Raw genomic sequence first — 13,365 nt, forward strand, 5'->3', positions numbered from 1 at the left:
TCACCTCTGTTCCTTCCGCTCGGCGTCCGCCTTGGTCAGGCGCGAACGCTCCTTGTCGATCCACCGCTGACCGGCGTATGACTGCGCGAAGGTCTCGGCGAACTCGACCGGGTCGTCACCGACGATTTCCCGCACCGGCGTCCCGTCGACGGCGGCGCGCTCCCACAGGTCGGCCAGGTCGCCGAACATCGTGATGAGGGTGTCGCCGTCGGTGACGCCCCCGTAGTACATGAAGTAGCGGTGCATCGCCTTCGCCGCGGCTGCATACGGTTCGGGGAGGGCGTCGATTCGGGCCTTGTCCTGCTTGTACTGCTTCTTCTGCTCGAGCGACCCCGTGAGGGCCTCGATCCATTTGGCGACCATGATCATTCTCCTTCTGTGTGTGGCTGTTCGGTGTGGTGGTGAAGCTGTTCGATCCGTTCTGCGAGGAAGTTCCAGGTCCTCCAGAACTCGTCGAGGTACTCGCTGCCCTGTGCGTTCAGCGAGTAGACCTTGCGTGGCGGGCCCTTCTCGGACGGGACCTTCACCACGTCGACGAGGCCGCGCTGCTCGATCCGGACCAGCAGCGCGTAGACGGTGCCCTCGACGATGTCGGAGAAGCCCTGCTCCCTCAGGCGCGCCGTGATCTCATATCCATACGCCGGCTGCGCGGCCAGGATGCCGAGGACGATGCCCTCGAGCGTGCCCTTGAGCATCTCGGTCATCTGTCTGCCCATGGAGTTCCTCCTATCGCTACTCAGTGGTGCTGACTACCGGTAGATAGTAGCACTCAGTAGCGAGCGCGCAAGGGGCGGATAGGGTCGGCTTTCAACGTCGCTCGACCGCCTCGGGCGGCGTGGGCGCGAGCGGCAGAAAGGGGTCCGCATGAACGACCGCCCGGACCAGTGGAAGGTCACGACGCACGACTGGTCGGTCGCCGTCGACCGCGCCCACCTGGCCACGATCCGGGCGAACGCCCGGACCTACCTCGCGGGTGGCCTGCAGCACTGCGTGCTGGAGGTGCTCGCGTACGCGGACGAGGAGGCCGAGGCCCTCGGCCGCACCGGGGCTGCGGTGATCACCCGGCACCGCGACGGGTCGATCTCCGTGGCCGACGACGGACGTGGCACCGAGACCCGCCGGGACGACCGCGGCCGGATGATCCGCAAGCCCGTCATGGCCACCGAGGACGTCAGGTTCTTCGACGCGGCGCATCCGCCGCTCCTGCCGGACGGACTGCCGCGCCGCGGTATGTCCACCGTCGCGGCCCCGAGCCGGTGGCTCGAGCACACGAACCGTCGCATTGCCGGGTCCTGGACCCAGCGCTACCTCCACGGCGTCCCGTCGAACGACCTGGTCGAGCTGCCGCCCCGGCCGGGTGCCGGGACCACCGTCCGGTTCCTGCTGGATCCGGATCTCGGCATGGCGACCGAGCTGGACACCGGACTGCTCGAGCGCTACGCCCACCTCACCGTGGAACTCCGGGATGAGACCGGTGCCCCGGACGGAGGTCCGGCGTCGGGCGACTCGGTGTGAGGCGGCTCACACCAGAGATCGCCCACCGGTACGTCAGCGATCGGAAGCGTTCATCGGATGTGCGCACGGGCAGGGCGCGCCGTGCCGTCGTGCACGGCCGAGATCGTCGAGGTCGGCACCGCCGTCCGCTGGCACGAGACCTGCCACTGTAGGGGCGCCGCTCCGTGCGCGGACTGGCTGGACGTCTCGATGCGCGCGCTGCGTCCGATGGACGGGTGGGCCGTTGAACTCCACGAGCCCGACGGCGCGGAGGCGGCCGGCCGTCATCTCCGCGGCTATCGCTCGGCGCAGCTGTTCGTCGCCCGGTACGCCGGCGATCCCGTCACCCTGACCATGTTCCCCACGGAAGGGCCGCACCGGCAGATCGCCATGACCATCTACCTCGCCGAGGGCAGCGCACGGGTGGTCGGTGACGGTGGAGCCGCGGACCTGCACCCTGGGGATCTCGTGGTGGTACCCCCGGACGGCATCTGCACGATCCGCTTCGGCGAGGCCAGCAGGGTCCTGTTCATCGGGGTACCGCACCCGGAGCCGGACCTCGTCCGCCCGGGTCTGCATCGGTTGGTGCCGCTGGCCGACGCCGGCCGCGCGCTGGCCGATGCCCTCATCGAGCCACCGGTGCAGCCCTTCGACGTCGCCGCGGCGGCCTGGGCCGAGGGCGCGTTGCGCGACCTCGTGATGGGTGTCATGGCGGTCGATGCCGCACCCGCCGACCTCCGCGGCGGCGTACGTGCCCGGGCTCGGGCGTATGTCGACGTCCATATCGCCGATCCGACGCTGAGCGCGCCGGACGTGGCGCGTGCGCTCGGGATGAGCGTCAGGTCCCTGCACGAGGCGTTCGAGGGGACCGACGAGACGGTGGCGCGAATCGTCCGTGCGCGACGGGTGGTGGCGGCAAAGGTGCTGCTCACCGCTCGGCCGAACCTGAACCTCGCGGGGGTGGCCCGGCGCTGCGGATTCGGCGGCCCGGACCAGTTCCGGCGGGTCTTCCGCGCCGAGGCCGGCCTCCTGCCCGGCGAGTACCGCGCCGGCACCCTCGCCCTCTAGTCCGCGCCGGGGCCGCACTCAGCGACTCTGCGTGCGCGAGTGGGCGACACTGCATGCGGATCGGACCGGCACCACCGGTGACGCGGCCGACAATCGGCCTTGGACCCGGTCCCAGTCGTGCCATCGCGCCGTGGGGCCCATCGGCAGGGGGCCCGCCGTCGCGGGCACGACCAGAAGCGAGAAATCATGCAGGGACACCGTTCACGTGCCATCAACAGGTGGCGTCTGATCTGGGCTGCGGTGCTTGCCGTCGTGCTCGCCGCGCCGCTGGCCGGCCTTGGCATGGGCGCCGCGCTCGCGGCCCCGGGCGACCCGCAGTACCTGACCGTCAACAAGACCGTCGCGCCGGAGGTGGTCTCCCCGGGCCAGACCTTCACGTACACGATCAGCGTGAACTGCTCCGAGGCGTCCTGCCTGGAAGCCCAGCTCACGGACTCGTTGCCGCCCGAGCTGGCCGGCTACGCCGTGCAGGACGTCGCGATCGCGCCGAACGAGACGTCCATCCCGCGCGAGGTCACCTGGACCGTCGACGGAGCCGCGAGTTCCGTCGCGCCCGCCGAGGTCACCGCCGACACCCACCTGCGGGTGGACTTCACCGGCCCCGTCGTCAGCCCGGTCGGAACCGGCCTGGAGAACGGCCTGACCCTGTCCATCACCATCACCCTGCAGGTGCCCACCACCGTCGCTCCCGGCGACCACGTCATCACCAACACCGCGCACACCGAGGCCACGAACTCCAACCCGGACACCGACGACGCGACCGTGACGATCCGGGTGCCGGAGATCATCGACGTCGATGTCACGAAGGCATGGAGCCCGTCCGAGCAGACCTTCCAGCCCTGGGCGCCCTCGACGATCGACCTGAGTATCACGAACACCTCGAACGGCCCGGTCGAGACCCTCGTGCTCACCGAGCCCGCCGCCGCCGTCGACGGCGCGGCCACCCTCGATCCGAGCAACCCGTTCACCATCACCGACTTCACCGCCTTCACCGACGCGAGCCTGCCCGCGGGCGCCGACACCGTCCAGGTGGACGTCTACGTCCAGCAGGGCTACGGGACCTGGGCGTGGCAGCTCGGCACCCCGGCCGGCACCGCCGAACTGCCCGACGGCGTGGACCCGGCCGATGTCGGTGGCGTCCGGCTGACCTATGTCGGAGCCGCCATCGAGGAGGCCGCGGTCGCCACCGTCGCCCTCGGACTGTCCCAGCGCGCGACCGACCGCAACAGCGGCGACGACCTGTCCACCGCCACGCACACGGTGACCAACGTGGTCGGTGCCGAAGCCGCCGTCGAAGGCCGGGAGCCGGCCACCGACACTGCGAGCGCCGACTACCTCCTGCGGCCGCTGCAGCTGGGCGTCGACACCGTCAAGGACATCAGCCCGAGCCGGATCGCCGCGGGCGACGAGGCCACCGCCAGGATCGGCGTCACGAACTCCTCCGCCGGGGGCGTCAACGAACTGCGCGTCTCCGACCTCGGCTACTTCACGCAGACCGTCACGTTCGGCGGTTTCACTACCGCGCCCTCCTGGCCGGTCGGCGCCACGGCCGCTCAGGTCATCTACCACCCGCTCGACGGCGGTGACCCCGAGACGGTCGCGTTCACCCAGGGCGCCGTGCCCGCGGGTCCGAGCGGCTCGATCTCCGGGTTCGAGGTCGTCTTCACCGCCGAGGCCGGTGGCATCACCTCCGGAGCGACCAGCGTGTTCGACGTCCTCATCCAGACCTCCGAGGACGCGGTCGCCATGGGCGAGACCCTCGCCACCACGAACACCGTCGATGCCCAGGTCGTCGCGCCGAACGGCCTCACCGAGACCGACTCCGACTCCTCGGTCCTGACCCTGGTCTACCCGGCGATCGACATCACCCTGGCGAAGTCGGTGCGCCCCTCGACCAGCGTGCAGCCCGGCGAGAGCGTCGTCACCGCACTCGAGGCGAACCTGACGACCACCTCCGACTACGTCACCGCGACCCAGATCGTGGTCGAGGACGCCGCCACCGGCGCCGACGGCGACTTCTGGGACGCGTTCGACCTCTCCTCCGTCGCACCGACGCAGGTCCCGGGCAACACCGCCCTGACCATCGAGGTCCAGGACGCGGACGGGAGCTGGATCGAGCTCCGGGTCTTCGCAGCCCAGGACGGCCCGTTCCTCGCCTCGATGACGACCGCCGAGATCCAGGCCGCGCTGCCAGCCGGCACGGACCCCACCGACCTGACCGGGATCCGGTTCACCTTCGACAACGCGACCGGCTTCCCGTCCGACACGACGGTGACGCCGTACTTCTCCGCGCAGGCCCGGGACACGCTGCGGTCCGGCGGCGACATCCCCGAGGACGCGACCGACTACGCGAACGTCGCCACCGCCGACGGTTCGGGCAGCACCGAGGCCGGCACCGAGATCTCCGACTCTGAGATCGGCGAGGGCTCCGCGACCGTCGAGCCGGACCCCGGCACCGGACCGGTCGGGATCGAGAAGGCGTGGAACCTGGACTCGGTGCCCGCGCAGTCCAGCGAGCGACGCGCCACCGCTCTGTCCTGGTCCGTGGGCAGCGGCTACGAGACGGTCCAGATCAGCGATCCGACGAACCCCGCCGAGCCGTCCGAGTCGGTGTTCGAGGCATTCGACCTCGTCCGGATCGAGGGCATCGGGGCGAGCAGTGAGCCCTTCAGCAACGGCTGGCAACTGCGCTACGACCTGATCACCGACGTCGAGCTGTACGGAGACGGCGCCTGGGTCAGCGTCCCCGCGCCGGGAAGTGGCTGGATCCAGAACGGCGCGTTCGTCGGTCACACCCTCAGCGACGCCGAGCGCGCCGACACCACCGGGGTCCGGCTGACCCTCACGGAGAACGGCCCCGCCCGGGCCGCGGCGGGCCAGGCAGGGCCGGCCTACGACCCGTACGCCCCCGCCGTCGGCTCCGGTGTCGGCTTCGCCGGGCCAGACCGGGTGTTCACGATGTCCTGGCAGGTGCGCGACCAGATGCGCCCCAGCGGCGAGTGGGTCACGGGCGAGGCGACCTACAACACCCCTGACGCCGGCGTGGTGAACAACACCGCCCTGCTGGCGGCCATCCCGACCGGCGGCGGCACTGCTGCCACGGACACCGCCGATGACACGATCGTCGTGGTCGACTACGCCCCGGGTGTGGCCGTCGCGAAGACGGCGGAGCCCAATGCCGGCCTGTACGTGCCGGTCGCCGGCACACCCGCGGACAGCTACCCCTCCACGACCTTCACCATCACCGCGAACAGCAACTCGGTGGCGCGGGCCTCCTACGTGCGCGTCACGGACCCGCCCGCCTGCACCGACGCCGACGAGGTGTCCGTGTGTCAGAGCGCGGGCACCGCGGCCGGCGCCACGGGGGACCCGTTCACGGCCGACGTCGACTGGCTGCGCGAGGCCGGGATCGGCAACCCGTTCGACCGGTTCGACCTGACCGCGGTCCGCATCGGGGCCTCCCTTCCGGACCAGGTCGACCTGTCCGCCAGCGTCGTCTGGCTGCTGCGCTACGACGGCGCCGGCTACTCGAGCGAGCAGAGCACCGCCGCCGCGGTGAACGCGATGAGCGCCGCGGACCTCGCGGACGTCGTCGGCATCTCGGTGACCTTCCAGGGGACCGATCCCGCCTCGACCGGTGGCACGATCACCGCCGCGAACCGGCTCACGGTGAGCCTGGACGCACGGGCCCGCACCACCCTGCGCAGCACCGGGGCCGACCAGGTGGTCGCCGCCGGCGAACGGGTGGACGTGCCGAACCGCGTGTTCGCGCAGTCCTACGACCCGATCCTGGCCGACGGCGTCCGCACCGGCGACCAGGCCGTCGCCCCCGTGCAGCTCACCGGTGGCGACATCAACGTGGGTCCGACGAAGACCGTCGCCCCGGCGGCACTCACCGAACCCACGCGGGACGCCCCGGTCACCGTGACCCTCGGCGCCAACCAGGGCGTGGACCCGGCCAGCACCCTCTCCCCGGCGCAGGTCACCGTGACCGACGACGTGACCACGTCGCCGGAGTTCTGGAGCGCCTTCGCGTTCACCGGGCTCGGTGACATCGTGGCTCCGGCCGGTGCTGATCGCGTGCACGTCGACGTCTACGGTCCGTTCGGACCCGACGGCGAGAACACCTGGATCGAGGGCGAACCAGCCGCGGTCGCCGAGGCGGCGCTGCCGGTCGGGGCCGACGCCCACGCCGACGTGCAGGGCATCCGGTTCGTGTTCTCGCGGGCCGACGGTGCGTTCTTCTCCGATCAGCTCCCGGCGCCGCAGTGGTCGGCCACCGCCGCGTTCACGGTCCAGCTGCGGGCGAACCACTACGGCACCGAGGATCCGGTGCTGCTGGAGGGCACCGTCACCAATACGGTGACCGCCGTCAGCGACCGCCTGAACGGGGAGGTGTCGCCGGAACGGACCACCGACGCCGTCATCTCACTGTCCGCCGGTGTCCACCAGATCGCCGTCAACAAGCTGGCCAACAACGGCGACCGGTTCGCGAGCCCCGGCGCGCTCGTGCCGTGGGACCTGACCTTCACCAACACCGGCACCGGCTACCTCACCGTCACTGAGCTCCGGGACACGCTGCCCTCCTCGTTGCTGTACCTCGGCGACGAGCCGGTCTACACCCCGGACCCGGACGGCCTGCTCTCCGGCGACGTGAGCGTCACCCAGGACGGGCAGGAACTGGTCTTCACCTGGCCGGACGGCGGCAACCGGATGACGCCGGGCGAGACGTTCACGATCAGGCTGCTGCTCGAACTGCAGCCAGGCCTGTCCGCCGGCCAGCGGGCCGAGAACACGATGACCGTGCAGACGGCCGAGGAGCTGGCCTCCTGCGCGAACATCGTGCCGGGCGTGCCGATCACGGACGCCTGGGCGCAGGAGCGCACCACCTGCGGCACCACGGACTACGTGTCCCCGGCACCGGGACCGAACCTCTTCACGGTCAAGGGTGTGCGCGGTGAACTGGCCGGAGCAATCAACCCGCTCAACCCCAGTGCCGTGTGCGGCCAGAACCTGAGTGCCACCGGCGGGGACTACTTCCGCACCCCGTGCGCAGCGAACTCCATGATCGGCGGCACCGACGAATGGGTGCTTCGCACGCTGAACGCCGGCACTGTGACCGTCGAAGAGCTCACGATCTTCGACCAGTTGCCGAACGTGGGCGACCAGCAGCTGATCTCGGGCTCCTCCCGTGGCTCCGTCTACCGTCCCGAGCTTCTCGACGACCTGCTGGTCACCGCGCCGGAGGGGGCCACCACCACCGTGGAGGTCACCACCAGCGCCGGGGTCTGCGTCGGCACCTGGAGCAACCTCGCGAACCAGGAGGTCTGCGAGCAGAACGGTGAGCAGTGGACCCCGGCCGCGGACGGCACCGACTGGGCTTCCGTCACCGGTCTGCGGATCGTCGTGGACTTCTCGACCACGCCCGCCGGGGTGTTCACCCCGGGTCAGTTCGTGGACGTCACCTACTCCTCGGTGAACGTGCCCGCGTCGGCGGACAACACGGACGGCGCGCCGTCGGACGTCCCCGCGACGGACTCCTTCGCGTGGAACCAGTTCGGCGTGAAGTTCCTCAACACCGGGGCGAGCGCCTACAGCAAGGTCGCACCGTCGCGCGTCGGGGTGCACCTGATCTTCGGTGCCATCGAGATCGACAAACTCGTCACCGGCCCGGCCGCGGGCTACGCCCCGGAGGAGTTCACGGCGGACCTGGTCTGCACCGTCGAGGGTGTCGAGCTCGGTCTCGGCGAGCACGAACTCGTGGAGCTGAACGACGCCAACGGCTACACCCAGCGCATCGACGGCATTCCCGTCGGGGCCGAGTGCACCGTCACCGAGACCGGTGAAGTGGGCAGTTACGGCGAGACCAGCCGCACCGGCACGCCGGTGACGCTCGACGTGAGCGCACCCACCGCCGTCGGGCAGGAGATTCCCGCCGCGCAGATCGCCACGATCACCAACGACTACCAGTTCGCCGGCCTGTCGGTGACGAAGCTGGTCGAGACCGAGGCGAGCGAGGGCGACTTCGGGCCGTTCGACTTCACCCTCACCTGCGAGAGTGCGCTCGGCACCCCGATCACCTTCGACTCCGATGCCACCGAGGTGGCCTTCACGCTGGCTGCCGGTGAGACCTACGTGGCCCCGGACAACACGATCCCGGCCGGCGCGCTCTGCGTGGCCACCGAGGTCGGCAGCTCGCTTGCGGACAACATCGTCATCGTCGGCACCGGCGTCACCGACCACGGTGACGGCAGCGCCGAGGTCGAGGTCGGGACCACGCCCGGTGAGGTCACCTTCACCAACGGCTACGACGCGGGCATCCTGCGCGTGGTCAAGGTGGTGGACGGCGACGGGGCGGACGCCTACGGCGCCGGACCGTTCACCTTCACGGCCGTGTGCACCTACGCGGGCGACCAGGTGCTGCTGGACACCGAGTTCCAGCTCGACGCGAACGCAGACCGCACGTTCGGAACGTACCCGGCCGGTACCGAGTGCGTGGTCACCGAGACCGCGACCGGTGGCGCGAACGCGACCGTGATCGACCCGGCGGACGGCGTCACCACGATCACCGCGGGTGACGACGACGGCGTGGGCGAGTCCGTGGTGACCGCCACGAACACGTTCGTGCTGGGCACGCTCGAGATCGTCAAGGTCGTCGAAGGGGCCGGGGCCGAGGTCTGGGGCGCCGGACCGTTCAACGCCCAAGCCGTCTGCACCTGGGACCGGGACGGGGACCGGGTCACGATCGACCTTCCGAACGAGGGCATCGTGACCCTGAGCGCGGCGAACGGGTACTCGGCGACCGTCGAGAACCTGCTGGTGGGCAGCGAGTGCGTGGGTCACCGAGACGGCCACCGGCGGGGCGACCAGCTCCACGATCGCGCCGGCCGGCGGGCTCGTCACCATCCTCGACCCGGCTGCGGCCGGCGATGATGACGAGGCCGAGGTCGCCACGGTCACCCTGACCAACGTCTTCGACGTGACCTCGGTGGAGGTCGTCAAGGCCCTGGTCACCGTCACCAACGCCTTCGACCCGGTGCCCGTCCCGGTCGAGCCGGGCGACTCCGGCCAGGCCGTCCCGGGCATTCCGGTGACCGGTGCCGACGCGGGCTGGCTGGCTGCGGTCTCGGCACTGCTCATCGCAGCCGGCGCGCTCGTCCTGGTGCGACGCCGTCGGAGCAGCCACTGAGGCCGACCGGGGGGCATCCGCGACGGGTCCGGAGCGAATGCCCCCTCGACTCCTGCGGCTGAGGCTGCTTGACTGCTCGGACGACTCGATGTCTGGAGCAGACCCGTTATGCCTGAGTTGTCCCGCCGCCATGTGCTTGCCCTGATCCCCGCCACCGGCCTGCTGACCGTCGGCCTGCCGCTGCGTGCGCTTGCCGATCAGGCCACCGATCACGCCCGGTTGCTTGCCAACACGGTTGCGATCCTCGCCGGCACGGCGGAGGTGAACGCCCGTCCGGAGGCGGCCGTGAAACTCGCCGCGATCCACACCGCGGCACGGACCTACCTCACCCAGCTGGACCAGGCCGGCCCCGACGAGCTGTTCGCGGGCGTGCCGCTCGGCGAGAACGACTCCAACATCACCCAGTCCTACAACCGGCTGCTCCAGATCGCCGTGGCCACCCGGACCGATGGCGTGGACTCGGACCTGGTCGCGAACGTGGAGGTGCAGCGCCGCGTCATCGACGGGCTCGAGTGGCTGCACGGGAACTACGTCGAGGACCAGGCGGCCGGCTACTACGGCAACTGGCACAACTGGGAGATCGGCTTCCCCTCCCACGCGACCCGCACGTTCGTGCTGCTCGCCGAGCAGGTCGCCGGATACCGCCCGGAACTCGTCGAGACGTACGTCGCCACCATGGACGCCTACCTGCGCAACGGCATCGACGGCGACGTGGACCTGGACTCCCGGTTCCACACGGGCGCGAACCTGGCCGACATCACCACCAACCGCTTCCTCCAGGGCGCGCTGCTCGGCGACGACGCCAGGATCAGCAAGGCCATCGCGGACCAGTCGACGGTGTTCGCGACCATCGACCCGTATCACCTCCAACATGGCAACACGGACGGCTACTACGCCGACGGGTCCTTCATCCAGCACCACTCGGTCGCCTACACCGGGTCCTACGGCAAGGTCCTGCTCGGGCGCATCGCGCAGACGATCAAGATGCTCGACGGCGCAACCTCAGCGGGCGGCGCCGATCTGGTCTCCGTGGTGCAGGCCTGGGTCACGAACGGCTTCGCGCCGCTGATCTTCGAGGGCTGGATGATGGAGGTCGTCAAGGGCCGGGCAGTCTCCCGGACCACGACCGGCTACGTCGACGTGCGCGCCGTGGCCGAGGCCGTCGTCGACCTCGCCGGGTACGCCGTCGGCGACGACGCGGCCGCCCTCAAGGGCTACCTGAAGTTCCTGAACGACTCCTCCCCGGTCTCGCTCGAGCCGAACTCGTTCGCCTCGCCCGTCAGCGTGGTCCGGTTCGCCGACATCCTCGCCGACGCGACCGTCCCGGCCGCGGACCTGAATGCCGCGGAGCGCAACGTCGCGTTCAACGCCATGGACAAGACGGTGCACCGGCGCCCCGGCTACGCGTTCGCGCTCGCCCGCTCCTCGGACCGGATCAGCAAGTACGAGTACATGAACGGCGAGAACCTGATGCCCTGGTTCCAGGGCGACGGCGCGCACTACCTGTATCTCTCCGGCCAGGACCAGACCCGCGCGTTCGGCGTCGACTACTACACCGCCGTCTCCCCGTACCGCCTGTCCGGCGTGACCGCTCCCGATGGCGAGCGCAGGACCGTCCCGGACCTGTACGGGCAGTTCTGGTACTCCAACCCCGATCACCCGCTCGAGTTCACGTCCTCGTCCGAGTCCCAGAACACGTATGTGTACTTCCCGCGCGGGACGAACCCCCAGTCCGGGGGAGTGACCCTCGGCGCCTACGGGGCGGCCGCGATGGTGCTGTCCGACGACGTCGCCTACGTGGACAAGCAGGCCGGGATCCTCCCCGACGACTTCGTCACCTACCCGAACGCTGGCGCGACGAAGTCATGGTTCATGCTCGACGACGAGATCGTCGTGCTGGCCGCGGGCATCTCCGGCCGGGCCGGGCGGTCCGCGGTGACCACGCTCGAGAGCCGGATCGCCGACCCCGCGGACGGGGTCGCAGTCACCGGCGCGCTCGCGGACGGCACGGCGTGGACCGGCGACGGCGTCGGGCGGCTCGCGTGGGTGCGGTGGGAGAACCCGGGCGAGCAGACCGCGGTCGGGTACGTGCTGCTCGACGAGCAGGAGGTGACCGTCGACGTGGAGCGGGTGACCCGCAGCCGCCGCGTGGTCCGGGTCTCGAACCCGAACACCTCGGTGACCAAGGACGTCGTCACGGTGTCGGTGGCGCACCCGGCCGACGGCGAACACACGCTCGCCTACGCCCTCGTGCCGAACGCGCAGGCCGACCAGCTGGCCGGCTATGCCGACGGCCCGCTGCAGGTCCTCGTGAACACGACCGACGTGCAGGCGATCAAGCACGCCCACCTGGGCGTCGTGGCCGCGAACACGTTCACGGACGGCCGGCATCAGGCGGAGCGCCTGACGATCGACGGCCCTGCCTCGGTGCTCCTTCGCCAGAGCGGTCGCCGCCTCGAGATCGCGATCTCCGACCCGACGATGACGCGCGATCGGGTGCAAGTGGTGATCCGCGGTCGCGACCGTGGCCTGGAGAGCGCCGACGACGGCGTCACGGTGGGTCAGGTGACCGGAGGCACCTCGGTGGTCGCGGACACGCGTGAGGCCCATGGGCGGACGTTCACCGCGGTACTGCGGGTCTGAACGCCGGCATGGCGATGGCAGCCAAGGGCGGGGTCAGGCGAGCGCCTTCGCCTTGAGTGCGGCGAACTCGCGTTCGTCGATCGCCCCACTGTCGAGTAGCGCCTTCGCCTCGCTGACCTGTGCCGTCGGAGAAGTCGCCGGCGTGGAACTCGCCACGGTGCGGATGTACGCGTCGGTCTCGGCGCGGGCCTGGGACATCTGCTCGGCCTGCCGCTGGCCCATCCCACGCCCCCGAGCGATGAGGTAGACCATGCCGGAGAGGAACGGGATGACGATCAGCGCGATCATCCACAGCGCCTTCGCCCAGCCGCTGAGCTGTCGGTCTCGGAAGAGGTCCGCGACGATCTGGAAGAGGACCACCAGGTACATCACGAACGCGAACCACCAGACCATCAGCCAGAACCAGTCCATGAAACTGTTCACCGGAGTGCCTTTCGTCCGTCTGCGGTGCGGCGTCGGCCGCGTGAGCCAAGGTTCGACCGGGCCGGGCCGGACTGTCGTCATGCAGAACACATGAAGTTGCCGCCTGCTCGTTCATCTGATCGGCGTGATGCGGTGTGGCGGTCCGTATGGCTGAATGCCTGGACCGGCCAACGTGCGGACCTGGGTCCGGCACCCGAACCAGGGGCAGGAGGGAGCCAGGAATGAGTTACACCGACCGATTACGCCGCTTCGCCCTCAATGACGCGAAGCTCGAGGCGGAGCTCGCGGTGCAACCGACCACGCTGGAATCCAGGGAGGTGGCTCTGGTCCGGCTCGCTGCCCTGATCGCCGTCGGCGGGGCCGAACCGAGTTACGGCACCGAGGTCGATGATGCGGTCTCTGCTGGTGTCACGACTGCCGAGATCGTGGACATCCTCGCCACGGTGACCCCGATCGTCGGGCTTCCGCTCGCGGTGGCCGCGGCCTCGAAGGTGGCCCTCGCACTCGGACTCGACCCGTTGGACATGGACGGCATGGACCCCGCGTGA

9 protein-coding genes are annotated in these 13,365 nt (G+C 70.2%); 6 read left to right on the forward strand and 3 right to left on the reverse strand.

What is annotated here, in order from left to right; all coding sequences use genetic code 11:
• Positions 1-363, reverse strand: a complete 363-nt coding sequence (locus KCQ71_RS13020; RefSeq protein WP_223406501.1) for a DUF1048 domain-containing protein — start codon at positions 361-363, stop codon at positions 1-3.
• Positions 364-365: 2 nt separating this feature from the next.
• On the reverse strand, positions 366-716 hold the full coding sequence (locus KCQ71_RS13025; RefSeq protein WP_223406503.1) for a PadR family transcriptional regulator: 351 nt from the start codon (positions 714-716) through the stop codon (positions 366-368).
• Between the two features lie 148 nt (positions 717-864).
• Between KCQ71_RS13025 and KCQ71_RS13030 the strand changes: the two genes are divergently transcribed.
• The 5 genes from KCQ71_RS13030 (at position 865) to KCQ71_RS13050 (ending at position 12,394) form a co-directional block, all read left to right on the forward strand.
• On the forward strand, positions 865-1,515 hold the full coding sequence (locus tag KCQ71_RS13030) for an ATP-binding protein (RefSeq protein WP_223406505.1): 651 nt from the start codon (positions 865-867) through the stop codon (positions 1,513-1,515).
• Positions 1,516-1,572: 57 nt separating this feature from the next.
• Complete coding sequence (locus KCQ71_RS13035; protein ID WP_223406507.1) at positions 1,573-2,562, forward strand: helix-turn-helix transcriptional regulator; 990 nt, start codon at positions 1,573-1,575, stop codon at positions 2,560-2,562.
• 186 nt (positions 2,563-2,748) lie between these two features.
• A complete protein-coding gene (locus KCQ71_RS13040) occupies positions 2,749-9,495 on the forward strand; it encodes a DUF5979 domain-containing protein (RefSeq protein ID WP_223406509.1) in 6,747 nt (2,248 codons plus the stop codon).
• Between the two features lie 46 nt (positions 9,496-9,541).
• On the forward strand, positions 9,542-9,751 hold the full coding sequence (locus tag KCQ71_RS27315) for an LPXTG cell wall anchor domain-containing protein (protein WP_223406511.1): 210 nt from the start codon (positions 9,542-9,544) through the stop codon (positions 9,749-9,751).
• 108 nt (positions 9,752-9,859) lie between these two features.
• Positions 9,860-12,394 carry a polysaccharide lyase family 8 super-sandwich domain-containing protein gene (locus tag KCQ71_RS13050; protein WP_223406513.1) on the forward strand — a complete coding sequence of 845 codons (2,535 nt, stop codon included), beginning with the start codon at positions 9,860-9,862 and terminating at the stop codon, positions 12,392-12,394.
• 33 nt (positions 12,395-12,427) lie between these two features.
• Here the strand turns inward: KCQ71_RS13050 and KCQ71_RS13055 are convergent, their stop codons facing one another.
• The gene (locus tag KCQ71_RS13055) at positions 12,428-12,817 is read right to left on the reverse strand and encodes a PLDc N-terminal domain-containing protein (RefSeq protein WP_223406515.1); all 390 of its coding nucleotides are present in this window, start codon (positions 12,815-12,817) and stop codon (positions 12,428-12,430) included.
• Between the two features lie 221 nt (positions 12,818-13,038).
• On the opposite strand from KCQ71_RS13055, the gene KCQ71_RS13060 reads away from it, so the two are divergent.
• Positions 13,039-13,365 carry a carboxymuconolactone decarboxylase family protein gene (locus KCQ71_RS13060; RefSeq protein ID WP_223406517.1) on the forward strand — a complete coding sequence of 109 codons (327 nt, stop codon included), beginning with the start codon at positions 13,039-13,041 and terminating at the stop codon, positions 13,363-13,365.

Origin of the sequence: Occultella gossypii (assembly GCF_019947135.1) — a bacterium.
GTDB classification, from domain to species: Bacteria; Actinomycetota; Actinomycetes; order Actinomycetales; family Beutenbergiaceae; genus Occultella; species Occultella gossypii.

Coding starts and splice junctions, on each gene's coding strand:
- KCQ71_RS13020 (WP_223406501.1), bottom strand. CDS start 363: ATGGTCGCCAAATGGATCGAGGCCCTCACGGGGTCGCTCGAGCAGAAG.
- KCQ71_RS13025 (WP_223406503.1), bottom strand. CDS start 716: ATGGGCAGACAGATGACCGAGATGCTCAAGGGCACGCTCGAGGGCATC.
- KCQ71_RS13030 (WP_223406505.1), top strand. CDS start 865: ATGAACGACCGCCCGGACCAGTGGAAGGTCACGACGCACGACTGGTCG.
- KCQ71_RS13035 (WP_223406507.1), top strand. CDS start 1,573: ATGTGCGCACGGGCAGGGCGCGCCGTGCCGTCGTGCACGGCCGAGATC.
- KCQ71_RS13040 (WP_223406509.1), top strand. CDS start 2,749: ATGCAGGGACACCGTTCACGTGCCATCAACAGGTGGCGTCTGATCTGG.
- KCQ71_RS13050 (WP_223406513.1), top strand. CDS start 9,860: ATGCCTGAGTTGTCCCGCCGCCATGTGCTTGCCCTGATCCCCGCCACC.
- KCQ71_RS13060 (WP_223406517.1), top strand. CDS start 13,039: ATGAGTTACACCGACCGATTACGCCGCTTCGCCCTCAATGACGCGAAG.